Raw genomic sequence first — 15,318 nt, 5'->3', positions numbered from 1 at the left:
CCCATGCCGTTGCCCCGACGCCTCCCGCGCACCTACGCCGACCTCACCGCGTTCCTCGGGTCGGCCGAGGCCATGCGGCGGTTCATGAACCTCTGGCCGCCATTCCTGTGCTCCAGCATCCACATCACGGCGATCAGCGAGGACTTCCGCCACGTCGCCGTGCGCCTGCGCAAGCACCGGCTCACCGCCAACTACGTGGGGACGCAGTACGGCGGGTCGCTCTACTCCATGACCGACCCCTTCTGGATGCTGCTCGTGCTGCGCAACCTCGGCTCGGACTACGTGGTGTGGGACAAGGCCGCCGAGATCGAGTTCGTGGCGCCCGGCCGCACCGAGGTGTCGACGGAGTTCCGGCTCACCGAGGAGCACCTCGAGCAGATCCGCCGCGAGACCGCCGACGGCGCCAAGTGCCTCGTGTGGTTCGACAACGAGGTCGTGGGGACCGACGGCTCGGTGGTGGCCCGCGTGCGCAAGCAGGTCTACGTCCGGCGCAAGCGCGACCGCGGGGCCGTCACCGGTTGAACGCCGCTCACGGGCTGGTCGCCGAGCTCACGGGCAACGCGATGAGGTCCTGCGAAGACGTCAGCTACTTCCTGCAGAAGTGGCCAGGGATGATGATCTACGTCGGAGCCCACGTCCCAGGCTGCGGCAGCTTCAACCACGCGGACGACGTCCAGTTCGACGAGGTGCGTGTCATCGGCACCAAGCCCGCATCAGGCGGCAGTGCTGCCAGCCGGTCACGGGTGGAGTACGAGTCGCAGCGGGTCTCGCCATTCCTGCCGACGAGGCAGAGCTGTCCGACGTGGTAGCGACAGCAGCCCTCCGCGAAGCGACGCTGGGGACAGGAACCGCACCGAGAGCTAGATGTACTGACCGGACACGTTGATCGGCCTGGGAGGCGGGTCAGGCCCGCTGGCGTGCCCGGTGTCTCCGCACGGCCTCCCGGCTCGCACAGCGTGGTGAGCAGTAGCGCTGGGTTCCGTTGCGGGAGACGTCGACGATGACACGCGCGCATGGCTGGGAAGCGCAGCGCCCAAGCCGGTCGATTCCCCTGGTGGTCAGATGCAGGGCCGTCCCGACCGCAAACACCGACTGCAGCACCAGAGCCACGTCGTCGTCGACGTCGCGGTAGTGAAGATGCCAGCCCTCGCCGTCGTGGTCGGTCAGGCGCGGGTAGGCGGACACCCCGGCCATCTGCGCGTTCAGCAACGCGGCACGCTCGTCAGGGGTGGGTGCATCCACCACCGCCAACCAGCCGTCCACGACCTGACGACACCGATCATGGTCTCCGGCCTGTTCGGGGAACGGCATCGTCATCCCGAACTCGCGGGTGCGCGCCACGATCCCAGCGTGGTCGGCGGGCCAGTCGTCGGCGAGGGACTGTGCCAACAGCACGGCATACTCACCGTAAGGGTTGAGATGCATAAGGTCATTACATCAGGGTCGAGCCATGACATCGCACGCGCTACTTCTCCCGCTCGCCCCCGGTTCCATGGCTGGGATGGCCGTGACCGCCCTGGTGATGGTCCTCACGCCCGGGCCCAACATGATGTACCTCGCCTCGCGCAGCATCGGCCAAGGGCGACGCGCCGGGCTGGTGTCTCTGGCCGGCACCGCGCTCGGCTTCATCGTCTACATGCTCATGGCTAATGTCGGCCTGGCGATCGTGTTCGTCGCCGTGCCCTGGTTGTTCATCGGTTTCAAGGCAGCCGGTGTCGCCTACCTCGGCTGTTTGGCCTGGCAGTCGCTGCGCCCTGGCGGGGCTGGGGTGTTCGAGGTCCAGGACCTTCCCCGCGACTCCGACTGGCAGCTGTTCCGGATGGGGCTGGTCACCAACCTGCTCAATCCCAAGGCCGCGATCATGTACCTCACCGTCATCCCGCAGTTCATCGACCCCGCGCGCGGTCATCGCCTGGCGCAAGGCATCGCCCTGGGCCTGGAGCAGATCATCATCAGCATGAGCGTCAACGCGCTCATCGTGCTGGCCGCCGGCAGCATCGCCGTCTTCCTGACCCGTCGACCCTCATGGACCGTCTGGCAGCGCCGGATCACCGGCACCATGCTTGGCGCCGTCACCCTGCTCCTGGCCCGCGAAGTACCGGCGCGGGCCAGGACTTGAGCCCCGATGTCCCACACGAACGCCGCATCGACGCCCCGCCATCGTCTGATCATCGGCCGTCTCGTCGCCGACGAGGCACCCCTCACCCTGGTCCAGCAGGTGCACGGCCGGTCGTGGTTCTGTCCGGAGAGCGCCCGTCCGACGGTGCTCGGCCCCGGCGACGCGGTGGTCGTCCGAGCGCCCGTCACCTACACCCTGTCCACGGACGTGGACGCGCCACCGTCGATCGTGATCGGGCCCGGGCTGGGGTGCTCGGGATCAGACGGCCGGGACCTCTCGGAGGAGCTGGCGGCCGGGGTCCGGACCTGGGGCAACGACCCGGACGGCGAGGACTGCCTGCTGGTGGGCACCTATCGCAGCGACGGCGAGGTGGGGCGGCTCCTGCTGCGGGCCCTTCCGGCATACCTGGTCGTCCGCTCCCCGGCCCCGCCCGGTCGTGCAGGCCTCGGTGCGGCACCTGCAGGAGAGGCCGGGGGAGCCCTGGACGGTCGAGCAGCTCGCGCGCACGGTGGGCGCGATCGCGCACCGGGTGGGCTACGCCAGCCCGTTCAGCTTCAGCGCGGCCTTCAAGCGGGAGTATGGCGGCAGCCCCCAGGCGTGCCGGACCGGCGAGGACCAGCCGGACCGACTTCGCGGACGACGCGCGGCGGGCCGCAGCGTCGAGGCCTGGGAGGTCAGCCCGTCGGCCGCGTCGAGGTGGGATGACGGTGCGCCCCCACGGGCCGGAGCTCAGCGCCGGAGCTCAGCGCTGGAGCTCGGCCTCGACGGCCTTAACGATGACGCGCTGGCCCTGCTCGTCGGGGTGCTCGCCGTCCTCGGCCAGCAGTCGGGTGGGGTCGACGCTCCCGTCGGCCTTGAACGCCGCATAGGTGTCGACGGTGCCGGCGCCGCGCTCGTGGGCCGCCTCGGCGAGCTCGGCGTTGACCCGACGGGTGAGCCGGTCGGTCCAGGCGTTGAAGGAGGAGGACTCCTCCTCCTTGGCCACCGCGCCGTCCACCGAGACGTTCCAGTAGGTGGTGAGGTAGACCCGGACGCCCGAACGGTGCGTGGTCTCGTCGATGGCGGTCAGGGCGGTCCGCACGTCGGCGCCGACGGCCTCGGCCTTGCTGGCGATGCAGGCGTCGTCGCAGTCTCGGTCGGACGTCTCGGTGAACGTCTCGACCACGTCGTTGGCGCCGATCGTGATCAGGACGACGTCGGCGTCGTCGAGGGCCTTGCGGGTGTCGGCGTCGGTCCTGACCTGCTCGATCAGGTCGGGGGTGGTCAGTCCGCTCACGGCGAGGTTGGCCGACGTGACGGGGGCGCCGGGGCGGGAGAGGTCGGCGGCGACGATGTCCCCGAACGACCGGCCACCCGTCGCGGCACCCTCGGCGACCGAGTCTCCGAGGGTGACGACCTTGTGGATCGGGGCACCCTTGGGGGTGGGGGTCGGCGAGGACGACCTGGCCGCCGCCGCGCCGGACCCGCTGACCCCGGTTGCGTTGACGCTGGACCCGCCGGCGCGGGACTGCGCGTGCGCACCCGGGCCGGGCAGGCACGGGTGCCACACCACGGCAGCGGTCACCAGACCGGCTGCGGTGGCCACACCGAGGGGGAGGGCGTGTCGACGCATCACCAAGGATACCCAGCCCGGCTGGGCTCAGACGGTGAGATCCACGCCCTCGCGCTCGTCCAGGTCCTCGACCTCGATCGTGCGCAGCTGCTCGACGGAGGGGTCGTCCTCCTCGCGCAACCGCCAGGCGTGACGCCCGATGGCTCCCTCGAGGGTGTTGCGGGCGAAGCGCCCGTTGCCGAAGGACTCGCCGCGCGGCGTCGCGGCCAGGATCTCGCGGAACCGCGTGATCGCGCCCTCCGACAGGTCGTAGTCGTTCTTGGCCGACAGGTCCTCGATGATCCCCACGAGCTCGTCGTCGGTGTAGTCCTCGAACTCGATGACCGTGTTGAACCGGCTCTGCAGCCCGGGGTTGGTGCGGATGAACTCCGACATCGGCTCGGGATAGCCCGCCACGATGACGACGAGGTCGGCGCGGTGGTCCTCCATCTCCTTGACCAGGGTGTCGATGGCCTCCTTGCCGTACTGGTCGCCGTTGAGCGCGTAGGCCTCGTCGATGAACAGCACGCCGCCGAGCGCGGAACCGACGACCTCGGAGGTCTTGGTCGCGGTCTGCCCGAGGTAGCCCGCCACCAGCTCGGAGCGGTCGACCTCGACCAGCTGCCCCTTGCTCAGCAGCCCGAGCGCCCGATAGATCCCGCCGACGAGACGGGCGACGGTGGTCTTGCCCGTGCCCGGGTTGCCGGTGAAGACGAGGTGTCGCGTCAGCGTGGCGGACCGCAGCCCGGCCTTCTCACGCTTGGCCTCCATCTGCAGCAGGGCGACCTGGCGGTGCACCTCGCGCTTGACGCGGGCGAGCCCGACCAGGGCATCGAGCTCGGCCAGCAGCTCGTCGACGGACTTCTCCGGCTCGGGGGGCGCCACCGGCTCGGCCGGCTCGCTCGGGGTGGTGGGAGCGGCGCGGGGGGCGGACGGCTGCTCGGGGATGCCGGGTGCGCCCGGGCCGGACGGGGGAGGGCCGGCCGGTATGCCGGGTGGCGTCGGCGGGGCAGGGTGCGGGGCATCGCCCACGGACGGGGGTCGCAGCCCGCGCAGCGCCTGCAGGGTCGCCGCCTCGAGCGCCCGCAGCTGCTCGCGGACGGAGTCGGACGACGAGGACGGTGGCGACGCGGATGCTCGCGGCGAGCCGGCGACCCCGGGTGGGGTCGGCGCGTCCGGCATACGGCCGGGTGGTGCTGCCCCGACGGCAGAACCCGGCGCGCCCGCCGCGGCCAGCTGGGCACCGGCGGAGGTGGTCGCGCGACCGACGGCCCCGGAGTCGGCCCCCGGCAGGGTGCACGCGGCCGTGGCGACCTCGGCGAGGGCGGACGCATAGGCCGCGGCGTAGGAGGAGCCGTCGGCGAGCAGGCTCGTCAGCAGGGTGGACGGGGACGACGCGAACCGGCGCCCGCGCGGCGCGTGCTCGAAGAACTCCGACCCCGACCGCCCGAGCTCGGTGGCCCAGGAGGTGTGGACGGTGCTGCCCGGACGTGAGGTCTGGAGCACGGCCGCCGACAGGGCCAGGCCCTCGTCACGGACCCGCTCGGCGTCCAGCCCCGCCGCGCGGCCCGCCTCGACCAGGGCGTCGATCGACGCCCGCAGACCGCCGGGGCCCGACCCGCTCACTGGCCGAGGTCGAGCGAGCCGGCGGCGCGGCGCTCGTCGGTCTGGCGGACGCGAGCGAGGTACTCCTGGCTCTTGGACACCTCGCCCTCGAGGGTGCCGATGGTGGTGGCCATCGTGTCCAGGGCCTCGTTGCGGAAGCTGTCGATGGCGTCCATGGTCGTGTAGATGTTCTGGAAGGCCGCCTGCAGCTGCGGCAGCCCGATCGTCGCCGACGCCGCCTGGCGCTGGATCTCGACGGAGTTGTCGCGCAGCAGCTCGGAGGTGCGCTCGATCATCGTCGAGGTCGTCGCGTTGAGGGCGGTGATCTGCTCGAGGACGAGCTTCTGGTTGTTGAGGGCCTGGGCCACGATGACGGCCGTGCGCAGGGCGCTGACGGTGGTCGTGGAGGCGCGGTCGACGCCCTTGATCAGCTCGATGTTGTTCTTGATCACGATGTCGATGGCCAGGTAGTTCTGGATCGACACGGCGAGCTGGGTGAGCAGGTCCTGGTGCTTCTGGCGGACGTAGAAGAGCACGTCCTCGCGCAGCGCCTTGGCCTTGTCGGGGTCGGTGACGTCCAGCTCCGCGATCTGCGCCGCGACCTTGGCGTCGAGCCGCTCCGCGACGTAGATGTACTGGTTGAGCAGCCCCATCGTGGTCCAGAGCTGGGTCTTCTCCTGGTTGAGCGCGACGTTGTCCTGCTGCAGCTCGGCCTGGCCGTTCTTGAGGGCCTGCAGGATGCCGTCGAGGTGGCCCTGCGCGGACTCGTAGCGGCGGAAGTAGTCGGTGACCTTGTCGCCGAAGGGGATCATCCCGAGGAACTTCTTGGAGCCCCGGGCCTGGCTCGGGTCGAGGTCCTCGACCGTGCGGCGCAGGTCCAGCAGGGACTTGCCGACGCCGGACTCCTGGGACAGGCCGCCCTTCTGCAGAGCCGTGACCGGGGTCTTGAGCAGGCGGTTGGACGACTCGGCGGCCTTGCGGATCTCGGCGTCACCCATGGTGCGCACGTCCGCCGCCTTGGCCTCGAACTCCGGCGACTTGGCCTGCGCGCCGGTCAGCGCCGAGAGGTAGTCGTCGACCTTGGCGTCCAGGCCCGGCATCGCGGACGGGTCGACCGCCGGCGCCATCTTGGGTGCCTGCGTCGCCTGCACGGGCGCGGGGGCGGGCGGGGCCTCGAGCCGCAGGGCGGGCTCGGTGGCGGCTGCGGTCGCGGGAGGGGGCGTGAGCGGCTCGGTCATGGGGTCTCCTCGATCGGTCCGGTGGTCTGGCTCCACCCTGTCACGAGTCGGCAGATCCTGGGTGGACGTCTTCGTCTCTTACCCTTGAGTCATGCCCATCACCCAGAACGCCCCCGGCGCCGTGCGTCACGAGACGCCTGGCGCCTCGTACTACGAGGCCCTCGAGCCGTTGCTGGAGCGGGTCAGCAAGCCCATCCAGTACGTCGGTGGCGAGCTCAACTCCACCGTCAAGGACTGGCACTGCGGCGGCCACGGTCCGGGCGGCGAGGACCTGACCGTGCGCTGGGCCCTGATGTACCCCGACGCCTACGAGATCGGCGTGCCCAACCAGGGGATGATGATCCTCTACGAGGTGCTCAACGAGCGCACCGACGCCCTCGCCGAGCGGACCTACTCCGTGTGGGCCGACATGGAGGAGCAGCTGCGCGCCGCCGGCATCCCGCAGCTCACCGTCGACTCCCACCGCGCCGTGCGCGACTTCGACCTCTTCGGCATCTCCTTCTCCACCGAGCTGGGCTACACCAACCTGCTCGCCGCCCTCGACCTCGCCGGCATCCCGCTGCACGCGGCCGACCGCGGCGAGGACGACCCCATCGTCGTCATGGGTGGCCACGCGTCCTTCAACCCCGAGCCGATGGCGGACTTCGTCGACTGCGCCATCGTCGGTGACGGCGAGGAGGCCGTGCTGCGGGCGACCGACCTGGTCCGCGCGTGGAAGGCCGCCGGGCGACCGGGCGGGCGCGCCGGCATACTGCTGGAGCTCGCGCGGACGGGCGGGGTCTACGTGCCCAGCCTGTATGCCGTGACCTACCGCCCCGACGGCCAGATCGAGGCGGTCACCCCCACCGCACCCGGGGTCCCCGACCGGGTGTCCAAGCACACCGTCATGGACCTCGACGCGTGGCCCTATCCCAAGCAGCCGCTGGTCCCGCTCGCGGAGTCGGTGCACGAGCGGATGTCCGTCGAGATCTTCCGCGGGTGCACGCGCGGCTGCCGCTTCTGCCAGGCCGGGATGATCACCCGCCCCGTGCGCGAGCGGTCCATCACCGGCATCGGCGAGATGGTCGAGCGCGGCCTGGCCGCAACGGGTTTCGAGGAGGTCGGGCTGCTGTCGCTGTCCTCGGCCGACCACACCGAGATCGCCGACATCACCCGTGGCCTCGCCGACCGCTACGAGGGCACGCAGACGGGCCTGTCGCTGCCGTCGACCCGCGTCGACGCGTTCAACATCGACCTGGCCAACGAGCTGACCCGCAACGGGCGGCGCTCCGGCCTCACCTTCGCGCCCGAGGGCGGCTCCGAGCGGATCCGCAAGGTCATCAACAAGATGGTGTCCGAGGAGGACCTGATCAAGACCGTCGCCGCGGCCTACGGCGCGGGCTGGCGGCAGGTCAAGCTCTACTTCATGTGCGGACTGCCCACCGAGACCGACGAGGACGTCCTGCAGATCGCCGAGCTGGCCAAGCGCGTGATCGAGACCGGTCGCCAGGTGTCGGGCCGCAAGGACATCCGCTGCACGGTCTCCATCGGCGGCTTCGTGCCCAAGGCGCACACGCCGTTCCAGTGGGCCTCGCAGCTCTCGCCCGAGGACACCGACGCGCGCCTGGCCAAGCTCCGCGAGTCGATCCGCTCGGACAAGCGGTTCGGCTCCTCCATCGGGTTCCGCTACCACGACGGCGAGCCCGGCCAGGTCGAGGGCCTGCTGTCCCGCGGCGACCGGCGCACCGGCCGCGTCATCGAGGCCGTCTACCGCGACGGCGGGCGCATGGACGGGTGGAGCGAGCACTTCTCCTACGAGCGGTGGATGCGCTGCGCCTCGACCGCCCTCGAGGGGACCGGCGTGGACGTGGCGTGGTACACCCAGCGCGAGCGGGACGAGGACGAGGTCCTGCCCTGGGACCACATCGACTCCGGGCTCGACAAGCAGTGGCTCTGGGACGACTGGCAGGACGCGCTCAACCTCACCGAGGTCGACGACTGCCGCTGGACCCCGTGCTTCGAGTGCGGCGTGTGCCCCCAGATGGGGACCACGATCGAGACCGGCCCGACCGGCCGCAAGCTCCTGCCCCTGTCGGTCGCCAACCCCGGGACGGCCGCGCTGCGCGCCGCGTCGGTGGGCGTGCCGTCGGCGTCGGGCGGCGAGGGCGCCGGGATGCGGGTCTCGACCGACGACGGCTCCGACGCCTGACCGCCCTCGCTGGTTCTCGCTGCCCGGCTCGCAATCCCCACTCGCGACCCCCGCTCGCGCCATTGGTCACCACTGACGTTTTGGATCGTTCACAACCCCCGTCCAGCGTCCATTGGTGACCAATGGCGTGTGATCACGCGTGCGGGCGAGCTGACGACATACGGGCTCTAGGCTCGGACCATGGTCACCGTCGATCGCCTGCAGCCCCGCCGCGACCCCGCGGACCTCGACGTGCTCGTCGAGCTGCGAGCGGCGTGGGCCGCGGATCGCGGGCGTGAGGGGGACCTCGTCGAGCTGCGCCGGCAGCTCGCGGGTTGGGTTGCGGCGCAAGGGGAGTCGCGCCGCTTCTGGGCGGCGTCGATCGACGACGAGCCGGTGGGGATGGTCTCGTTGTTCGTCTACAGCCGTATGCCGGACCTGGCCCGGCCGCAGGGGCGGTGGGGCTATGTCGCCCAGCTCTACGTCCGGCCGCGGGTGCGGCGCCAGGGGATCGCCGTCGCGCTGATGAAGGCGTTGACCGAGCACGCGAGGGACGAGGGGCTGGACCGCCTCGTGCTGCACCCGAGCGAGATGTCGGTGCCGTTCTATGCCTCGCTCGGGTACAAACCGGCCGACGAGCTCATGCTCCTCCCGCTGCGCTGAGTCCGAGTCGCCGGAGGGCGGGTCGTCCAGGAACGGGGTTGTCCCGCCGGGAGCCACGCTGCGACGCTCGATCCATGGGGCTGCACATCGAGGACGACCGGATCGCGCAGGCGGGCGACCTCCGGGCCGGTCTGGGTGGTCTCTTGGAGTACGTCGACCGCGGCCGTCGACGCCCCGTGCTCGACAGCAGGACGGGGGACGAGATCATCGGTTATGACGACGACGGGATCCCTCGTTGACGGGCCGTGCCAGACCAGTCGACGGGGAGCGGGGTCAGGCGCGGGGGAGGGCGAGCGGCAGGGCCCGGGCGCCGGGCAGGGAGGCAAGAGCCGACCCCTCGACCAGGATCTTGGCCCCGCGCAGGCCACCCCCGATCACGACGGGACCCGCCGCGACGACGGCCTCGTCCACGAGGATCAGCCAGTCCTCGGGCAGGCCGATCGGCGTGATGCCGCCCTGGATCATCGCGGTCCGCGTCTCGGCGTCCTCCTGGTCGGCGAAGGACACCTTGCGCACCCCCAGCTCCTTGCGCACGACCTTGTTGATGTCGGCGCGGTCGGTGGCCAGGATCATGACGGCGGCGTAGGTGACCTCGTCGCCGCGGCGGCCCGCGACGACCACACAGTTGGCGGAGGCGTCGGGCGCGACGTCATACGTCTCGCAGAAGGTCGCGGTGTCCGCCAGGTGCGGGTCGATCTCGGCGACGCGGGCGCCCGGGACCAGGTGCGCCGCGGCCGCGACGGGCGGTGCGACGAGGTCGGCGCGGTCAGCGAGGGGGAGCCAGGTCAGGTTTCCTTCGGCGCTCGGCATGGTCCGACGCTAACTGTCCCAGAGCGCGACCCGCCGGTGTCGTCTCGCCTGGTGATCGGGGAGGATGCCGGTATGACGACCGCCCTTGACCTGGTGCCGGAGCTGGAACGCGCGGGGGTGCGGGACATCCGTGCGGACGCGCTGACGCGGGGGATGTACTCCACCGACGCGTCGCTCTATCGGGTGGTCCCGCAGGTCGTCGTCTGCCCGCACGACGCCGCCGAGGTCGCGGCCGTGCTCGACGTGTGCCGCCGCACGGGGGTGCCGCTCACGAGCCGGGGCGCGGGAACGAGCTGCGCGGGCAACGCCGTGGGCCCGGGCGTCGTCCTGGACTTCTCGCGGCACATGGGGCGGGTGCTGTCGATCGACCCCGAGGCCCGCACAGCGGTGGTCGAGCCCGGAGCGATCCACGCGACCCTGCAGCGCGCGGCGGTGCCGCACGGCGTGCGCTTCGGTCCCGACCCGTCGAGCCACACCCGCTGCACGGTCGGGGGCATGATCGGCAACAACGCGTGCGGCAACCGCGCGCTGGGCTACGGCCGCACGTCGGACAACATCGCCGGGATGGTCGCGCTGACGGGCCCCGGGCACGAGCTGCGCCTGACGACAGGGGTGCTCGGTGACGCGCCGACCGTGTCGACGACCGGGGCAGGTGGCGCCGAGCAGGTCGAGGCGGTGCGCTCGCTCGTCGGCGCCAACCTCGCGACGATCCGCACCGAGATGGGCCGGTTCGGCCGCCAGGTGTCCGGTTATGCCTGCGAGCACCTCTTGCCCGAGCGGGGATTCGACCTGGGGCGGGCCCTGGTGGGCTCCGAGGGCACGCTCGCCGTCGTCACCGAGGCCACCGTGCGGCTGGTCACCGACCCGCCCGAGAAGACACTGGTGGTGCTGGGGTTCGACGACATCTACGCCGCCGGCGACGTGGCGCCCCTGATGAAGCAGCTGGGGGCCGTGGCCTCCGAGGGGATCGACCGCCGCATCGTCGACGTGGTGCGAGCACGACTGGGCGACAACGCCGTTCCCGACCTGCCCGAGGGCAACGCCTGGCTGTTCGTCGAGCCGGTGGCGGACTCGGTCGACGAGCTGCGTTCGCGGGTGGCCGATCTCGTCGGCGCCGTCGGGGCGCGCTCGCACCGGGTCGTCGAGGACCCGGTGGAGGGGCGGGCGCTGTGGCGGATCCGCGAGGACGGCGCCGGGCTCGCCGGACGCACCCCGCGCGACCGTCCGGGCCACGCGGGGTGGGAGGACGCGGCGGTGCCCCCGGAGTCCTTCGGCGCCTACCTGCGCGAGTTCGACGCGCTGCTCGAGCAGCACGACCTCACCGGTCTGCCCTACGGCCACTTCGGCGACGGATGCCTGCACATCCGGTTGGACTTCGACCTCGAGCGGCCCGGAGGCACCGACCGGTTCCGCGAGTTCCTCCACGCCTCGGCCGATCTCGTGGCCCGCTACGGCGGATCGGTGTCCGGCGAGCACGGCGACGGGCGGGCTCGCTCCGAGCTGCTGCCCCGGATGTACTCACCCGGCGCCATCGACCTGTTCCGCGGCCTCAAGGGCGCCCTGGACCCGGACGACCTGCTCAACCCCGGGGTGCTCGTCGACCCGGACCCGGTCGACGCCCACGTGAGAGTCGCTGCGGCGCAGGCGGTCTCGACGAGCCGCGACCGGCTGGCCTTCCACTATCCCGCTGACGCAGGGGACTTCACGCAGGCCGTGCACCGCTGCACGGGCGTCGGCAAGTGCCGCGCGGACCACGCGCCGGGCGCCGTGTCGGTGATGTGCCCGTCATACCTCGCGACCCGGGAGGAGAAGGACTCCACCCGCGGCCGCGCCCGCGCCCTGCAGGAGATGCTGAGCCCGTTCTCGGCGATCAAGGACTGGCGCGCGCCCGAGGTGCACGAGGCCCTCGACCTGTGCCTGTCCTGCAAGGGCTGCGCCTCGGACTGCCCGACCGGCATCGACATGGCGACCTACAAGGCCGAGGTGCTGCACCAGACCTACCGCGGGCGGCTGCGCCCGCCGTCGCACTACGCGCTGGGGTGGCTGCCCGCGTGGTCGCGACTGGCGAGCAAGAGCCCGCGGATCACCAACGCGCTCATGGGTGCTCCCGGCGTGGCCAAGGTCGGCATGAAGGCCGCCGGCGTGGACCCGCGTCGTTCGCTGCCGCGGTTCGCCGAGCAGACCTTCCGCGGGTGGTTCGCCGAGCACGGCGCCGACCCGTCCGCCGAGGGATCGCCGGGTCGGCCGGTCGTGATCTTCGTCGACAGCTTCGTGGAGCACTTCTCGCCCCAGGTCGGGATCGACGCGGTGACCGTGCTGCGGGCCGCCGGCTACACGCCGATCGTCACCGGGCGCCAGGTCTGCTGCGGCCTCACGTGGATCTCGACGGGCCAGCTCGACAGCGCCCGGCGGATCCTGACCAAGGCGGTCCGCGAGCTCGATCCGTATGTCGTGCAAGGCATCCCGATCGTCGGCCTGGAGCCCAGCTGCACGGCGGCGCTGCGCCACGACGTGGTCGACCTGCTCGGCACGGACGCGTCGCGCCGCGTCGCCGGGGGAGTGCTGACGCTCGCCGAGCTGCTCGACCGCACCGAGGGCTGGACCCCGCCGGACCTGACCGGCGTCGAGGTCGTCGCGCAGCCGCACTGCCACCACGCCTCCATCCTCGGCTGGGGCGCGGACGCGGCCCTGCTGGAGCGCTCGGGGGCCGAGGTGGTCCGGCTGGGCGGATGCTGCGGCCTGGCCGGCAACTTCGGGGTCGAGCAGGGGCACTACGACGTGTCGGTGGCGGTGGCCGAGCAGCAGCTCCTGCCGGCGGTGCGGGAGGCGGGGCCCGACGCGGTGGTGCTGGCCGACGGGTTCAGCTGCCGCACCCAGCTCGACGACCTCGCGCGGCGCGAGGGCGTGCATCTCGCCACCCTCCTCGCGACCTACCCCCGGTAGAGGCATCGACCGGCCTTCGTTCCCCAGGCTGATGATCCTGCCCGCGGTAGGTCTGGAGCGTCCACGTCGACCGGCACCGGCACCGGCACCGATTCCTGCGTCGGGATCGTGCGCCGCGGCTGCTTGACCTTGACGCAGGGTCAACCCTCCACGATGTCGGCATCACCTCACGATCCTCGCTCTGGCTCTTCCTCACCGCCGAGGCGCTCTCGCTCTTCGGCAACGCCGCGATCGGGATCGTCCTGCCCTGGCTGGTCCTGTCGCGCACCGGCGACGCCTCCGTCACCGGCCTGGTCGCCGCGGCCTCCGGCATACCGTCCGTCGCGGCCGCCCTCGTCGGCGGCTGGCTCATCGACAGGGTCGGGCGCCGCCGGATGAGCGTCCTCGCCGACCTCGGCTCCGCCGTCGCCGTCGCCGGACTCGCCGTCGTCGACCACCTCACCGGCCTCACCGTGGCGTGGTTCGTGGTCCTCGGGGTGCTCGGCGCGGTCTTCGACGTGCCCGGTATGACGGCCCGCGAGACCCTCATGGCCAACGTCGCCACGGCCGGCGGCGTGCCGCTCGACAAGGTCGCGGGCTACCGGCAGGCGGTGTTCGGGGTGAGCTTCCTGGCCGGGCCGGCGCTCGCGGGCACGCTCCTCGCGGTCCTCGACCCCATCCGCGTGGTGTGGCTGACCGCGGCCTGCTCGGCCCTCGCCGCCCTCGCGACCCTGGCGATGCGGCTCGCCCCGGCACCCGCCCCCGCGCAGGACGACGACTCGCCCCGCAGCGGTTGGGCCGTGGTCCGCCGCAGCCCCGCCCTGGTCGCGGTCATCGTGCTGTCCTTCGCCTCCGCCCTGGTCGTCGCGCCCCTGCTCGCCGTCGTCCTGCCCGCGCACTTCCAGGGTCTCGGCGCGCCGGAGCAGCTCGGCCTCGCGACCTCGGCGTTCGCGATCGGGTCGATGGTCGGTGCCGTCCTCTACGCGGTGGCCCTGTCCGGGCGCCGCTGGCTGACCTGGGTGCTCTCGATCGCGCTGTTCACCGGGTCCTTCCTGCTCATCGCACCGCTCGTCGGCTTCTGGCTCGTCGCGGCCGGCATGGCGGCGGCCGGGATCGGCAGCGGCCTCATGGGGCCGATCTCGATGGTGGCGATGACCGAGCACGTCCACGACGCGGTCCGCGGGCGGGTGTTCGGGCTGCTCAACGCCCTCGCGCTGGTCGCCTCGCCCCTGGGTCTCGGCCTGATGGCCGTGCTGCTGCGCTTCCAGCCCCTGGAGGCGGCCGGCTGGGCGATGCTGGTCGCGTGGATCCCGGCCGCGGCCTACGGGATCCTGGCGCCAGGGCTGCGGTCGTTCGTGCTGCCGCCGGCCACACCGGAGGGGGAGACGACGCGTGCTGACGATCGGGCAGCTCGCTGACTACGTGGGGGTGACCCAGCGCGCCATACGGCACTATCACCGGCTGGGTCTGCTCCCCGAGCCGGGCCGGGACCACTCGGGCTATCGGCGGTATGACGGGCAGGCCGTCGTCGACCTGACCCGCATCCGCACCCTGGCCGAGGCAGGCGTGCCGCTGTCCCGGGTCAAGGAGCTGCAGGACGCTCCGCCTGACGAGACCAGGGCGGCGCTCGACGAGATCGACCACGAGCTGGGGCGGCGCATCCGCGACCTGCAGGGCACCCGGCGCCGGTTGCGGAGGCTCGCATCGGGCGATCCGCTCGACCCGGCCGTCCAGGCCTACCTGGACAAGGTCCGCACGCTGGGGGTGTCCGAGCGGATGGTCCGGCTGGAGCGCGACGGGTGGGTGCTCATGCAGGTGCTCTACCCGCAGCTCGTGTCCCACTGGCTGCGGATCAGCGTGGACCAGCTGGACGACCCGCAGTTCCGCGACCTCTACTTCGTCACCGACACGATGTACGACTGGCCGCCCGACGACCCGAGGATCCGCGAGGTGGCCGTGCGCAACGTCGACCACCTGCAGCGGCAGGGCTGGCTGGAGGCCGACCAGGTGGAGGTCGAGCACGGCGCGGCGGCCTATGCGCTGGTGCGGAGCTTCAACGCGGACGGTCGCCCGCCTGGGCGGCCCTGGCGGTGGAGATCGAGGCGGAGCTGGACCGCCGCGGCCTCGCCTGACCTATCTCAGGTAGTCACATTCGCCCGACTTCGCACGCCAGGTCGATGTGACTACCTCAGGTAGATCCGGC

Annotated in this window: 14 protein-coding genes and 2 pseudogenes; 11 read left to right on the top strand and 5 right to left on the bottom strand. The window is 71.9% G+C overall.

Going from position 1 to position 15,318, the window contains the following annotated elements:
• Positions 1–3 precede the first annotated feature (3 nt).
• Both B2P18_RS12110 and B2P18_RS12105 read left to right on the top strand, forming a co-directional pair.
• Positions 4–522: a DUF4442 domain-containing protein gene (locus tag B2P18_RS12110; protein WP_019284259.1), complete on the top strand. Its 519-nt coding sequence runs from the start codon at positions 4–6 to the stop codon at positions 520–522.
• Positions 519–809 carry a hypothetical protein gene (locus B2P18_RS12105; protein ID WP_029211227.1) on the top strand — a complete coding sequence of 97 codons (291 nt, stop codon included), beginning with the start codon at positions 519–521 and terminating at the stop codon, positions 807–809. Before B2P18_RS12110 ends, B2P18_RS12105 begins: the two co-directional genes overlap by 4 nt.
• 94 nt (positions 810–903) lie before the next feature.
• On the opposite strand, the gene B2P18_RS12100 is transcribed toward B2P18_RS12105, so the two are convergent.
• A complete protein-coding gene (locus B2P18_RS12100; RefSeq protein ID WP_286960016.1) occupies positions 904–1,425 on the bottom strand; it encodes a CGNR zinc finger domain-containing protein in 522 nt (173 codons plus the stop codon).
• Between the two features lie 25 nt (positions 1,426–1,450).
• On the opposite strand from B2P18_RS12100, the gene B2P18_RS12095 reads away from it, so the two are divergent.
• From B2P18_RS12095 to B2P18_RS18920, 3 genes and pseudogenes are all read left to right on the top strand, one after another.
• The gene (locus tag B2P18_RS12095) at positions 1,451–2,119 is read left to right on the top strand and encodes a LysE family translocator (protein ID WP_029211229.1); all 669 of its coding nucleotides are present in this window, start codon (positions 1,451–1,453) and stop codon (positions 2,117–2,119) included.
• Positions 2,120–2,125: 6 nt separating this feature from the next.
• A pseudogene (locus tag B2P18_RS18925) lies at positions 2,126–2,548 on the top strand (cupin domain-containing protein); the annotation flags it as partial.
• Positions 2,549–2,555: 7 nt separating this feature from the next.
• Positions 2,556–2,711, top strand: a pseudogene (locus tag B2P18_RS18920) (AraC family transcriptional regulator); the annotation flags it as partial.
• A gap of 150 nt (positions 2,712–2,861) precedes the next feature.
• Here B2P18_RS18920 and B2P18_RS12090 read toward each other — a convergent pair.
• The 3 genes from B2P18_RS12090 to B2P18_RS12080 are packed head-to-tail and all read right to left on the bottom strand — an operon-like array spanning position 2,862 to position 6,553.
• On the bottom strand, positions 2,862–3,731 hold the full coding sequence (locus B2P18_RS12090) for an SGNH/GDSL hydrolase family protein (RefSeq protein WP_286960010.1): 870 nt from the start codon (positions 3,729–3,731) through the stop codon (positions 2,862–2,864).
• A gap of 27 nt (positions 3,732–3,758) precedes the next feature.
• Entirely contained in the window at positions 3,759–5,336 is a 1,578-nt protein-coding gene (locus tag B2P18_RS12085; RefSeq protein WP_286959998.1) for an AAA family ATPase, read from the bottom strand.
• Positions 5,333–6,553: a toxic anion resistance protein gene (locus tag B2P18_RS12080; RefSeq protein ID WP_239262473.1), complete on the bottom strand. Its 1,221-nt coding sequence runs from the start codon at positions 6,551–6,553 to the stop codon at positions 5,333–5,335. The genes B2P18_RS12085 and B2P18_RS12080 overlap by 4 nt, the downstream gene beginning before the upstream one ends.
• A gap of 91 nt (positions 6,554–6,644) precedes the next feature.
• Between B2P18_RS12080 and B2P18_RS12075 the strand changes: the two genes are divergently transcribed.
• The 3 genes from B2P18_RS12075 (at position 6,645) to B2P18_RS12065 (ending at position 9,622) form a co-directional block, all read left to right on the top strand.
• Complete coding sequence (locus B2P18_RS12075; protein WP_286959996.1) at positions 6,645–8,741, top strand: TIGR03960 family B12-binding radical SAM protein; 2,097 nt, start codon at positions 6,645–6,647, stop codon at positions 8,739–8,741.
• Positions 8,742–8,921: 180 nt separating this feature from the next.
• Positions 8,922–9,383, top strand: a complete 462-nt coding sequence (locus B2P18_RS12070; RefSeq protein ID WP_029211235.1) for a GNAT family N-acetyltransferase — start codon at positions 8,922–8,924, stop codon at positions 9,381–9,383.
• 74 nt (positions 9,384–9,457) lie between these two features.
• Positions 9,458–9,622, top strand: coding sequence for a hypothetical protein (locus B2P18_RS12065; protein ID WP_169516831.1), 165 nt, complete (start codon positions 9,458–9,460; stop codon positions 9,620–9,622).
• 34 nt (positions 9,623–9,656) lie between these two features.
• Here the strand turns inward: B2P18_RS12065 and B2P18_RS12060 are convergent, their stop codons facing one another.
• Positions 9,657–10,193, bottom strand: a complete 537-nt coding sequence (locus B2P18_RS12060) for a YbaK/EbsC family protein (RefSeq protein ID WP_029211236.1) — start codon at positions 10,191–10,193, stop codon at positions 9,657–9,659.
• Positions 10,194–10,265: 72 nt separating this feature from the next.
• On the opposite strand from B2P18_RS12060, the gene B2P18_RS12055 reads away from it, so the two are divergent.
• From B2P18_RS12055 to B2P18_RS12045, 3 genes are all read left to right on the top strand, one after another.
• Entirely contained in the window at positions 10,266–13,136 is a 2,871-nt protein-coding gene (locus tag B2P18_RS12055; protein WP_286959988.1) for an FAD-binding and (Fe-S)-binding domain-containing protein, read from the top strand.
• A gap of 95 nt (positions 13,137–13,231) precedes the next feature.
• Positions 13,232–14,533 (top strand): MFS transporter, encoded by a 1,302-nt coding sequence (locus B2P18_RS12050; protein ID WP_349677483.1) that lies wholly within the window; start codon positions 13,232–13,234, stop codon positions 14,531–14,533.
• Complete coding sequence (locus tag B2P18_RS12045) at positions 14,508–15,311, top strand: MerR family transcriptional regulator (protein WP_286959982.1); 804 nt, start codon at positions 14,508–14,510, stop codon at positions 15,309–15,311. The genes B2P18_RS12050 and B2P18_RS12045 overlap by 26 nt, the downstream gene beginning before the upstream one ends.
• Positions 15,312–15,318 lie beyond the last annotated feature (7 nt).

Origin of the sequence: Arsenicicoccus sp. UBA2120 (assembly GCF_002330965.1) — a bacterium.
Lineage (GTDB): Bacteria > Actinomycetota > Actinomycetes > Actinomycetales > Dermatophilaceae > Arsenicicoccus > Arsenicicoccus bolidensis.
Note: the sequence above shows the minus strand (reverse complement) of the source record. Positions and strands in the feature narration are given on the sequence as shown.

Excerpts from the sequence above, each read along its gene's own strand:
- B2P18_RS12110 (WP_019284259.1), top strand. The coding sequence starts at position 4 with ATGCCGTTGCCCCGACGCCTCCCGCGCACCTACGCCGACCTCACCGCG.
- B2P18_RS12100 (WP_286960016.1), bottom strand. The coding sequence starts at position 1,425 with ATGCATCTCAACCCTTACGGTGAGTATGCCGTGCTGTTGGCACAGTCC.
- B2P18_RS12095 (WP_029211229.1), top strand. The coding sequence starts at position 1,451 with ATGACATCGCACGCGCTACTTCTCCCGCTCGCCCCCGGTTCCATGGCT.
- B2P18_RS12090 (WP_286960010.1), bottom strand. The coding sequence starts at position 3,731 with ATGCGTCGACACGCCCTCCCCCTCGGTGTGGCCACCGCAGCCGGTCTG.
- B2P18_RS12080 (WP_239262473.1), bottom strand. The coding sequence starts at position 6,553 with ATGACCGAGCCGCTCACGCCCCCTCCCGCGACCGCAGCCGCCACCGAG.
- B2P18_RS12075 (WP_286959996.1), top strand. The coding sequence starts at position 6,645 with ATGCCCATCACCCAGAACGCCCCCGGCGCCGTGCGTCACGAGACGCCT.
- B2P18_RS12070 (WP_029211235.1), top strand. The coding sequence starts at position 8,922 with ATGGTCACCGTCGATCGCCTGCAGCCCCGCCGCGACCCCGCGGACCTC.
- B2P18_RS12065 (WP_169516831.1), top strand. The coding sequence starts at position 9,458 with ATGGGGCTGCACATCGAGGACGACCGGATCGCGCAGGCGGGCGACCTC.
- B2P18_RS12060 (WP_029211236.1), bottom strand. The coding sequence starts at position 10,193 with ATGCCGAGCGCCGAAGGAAACCTGACCTGGCTCCCCCTCGCTGACCGC.
- B2P18_RS12055 (WP_286959988.1), top strand. The coding sequence starts at position 10,266 with ATGACGACCGCCCTTGACCTGGTGCCGGAGCTGGAACGCGCGGGGGTG.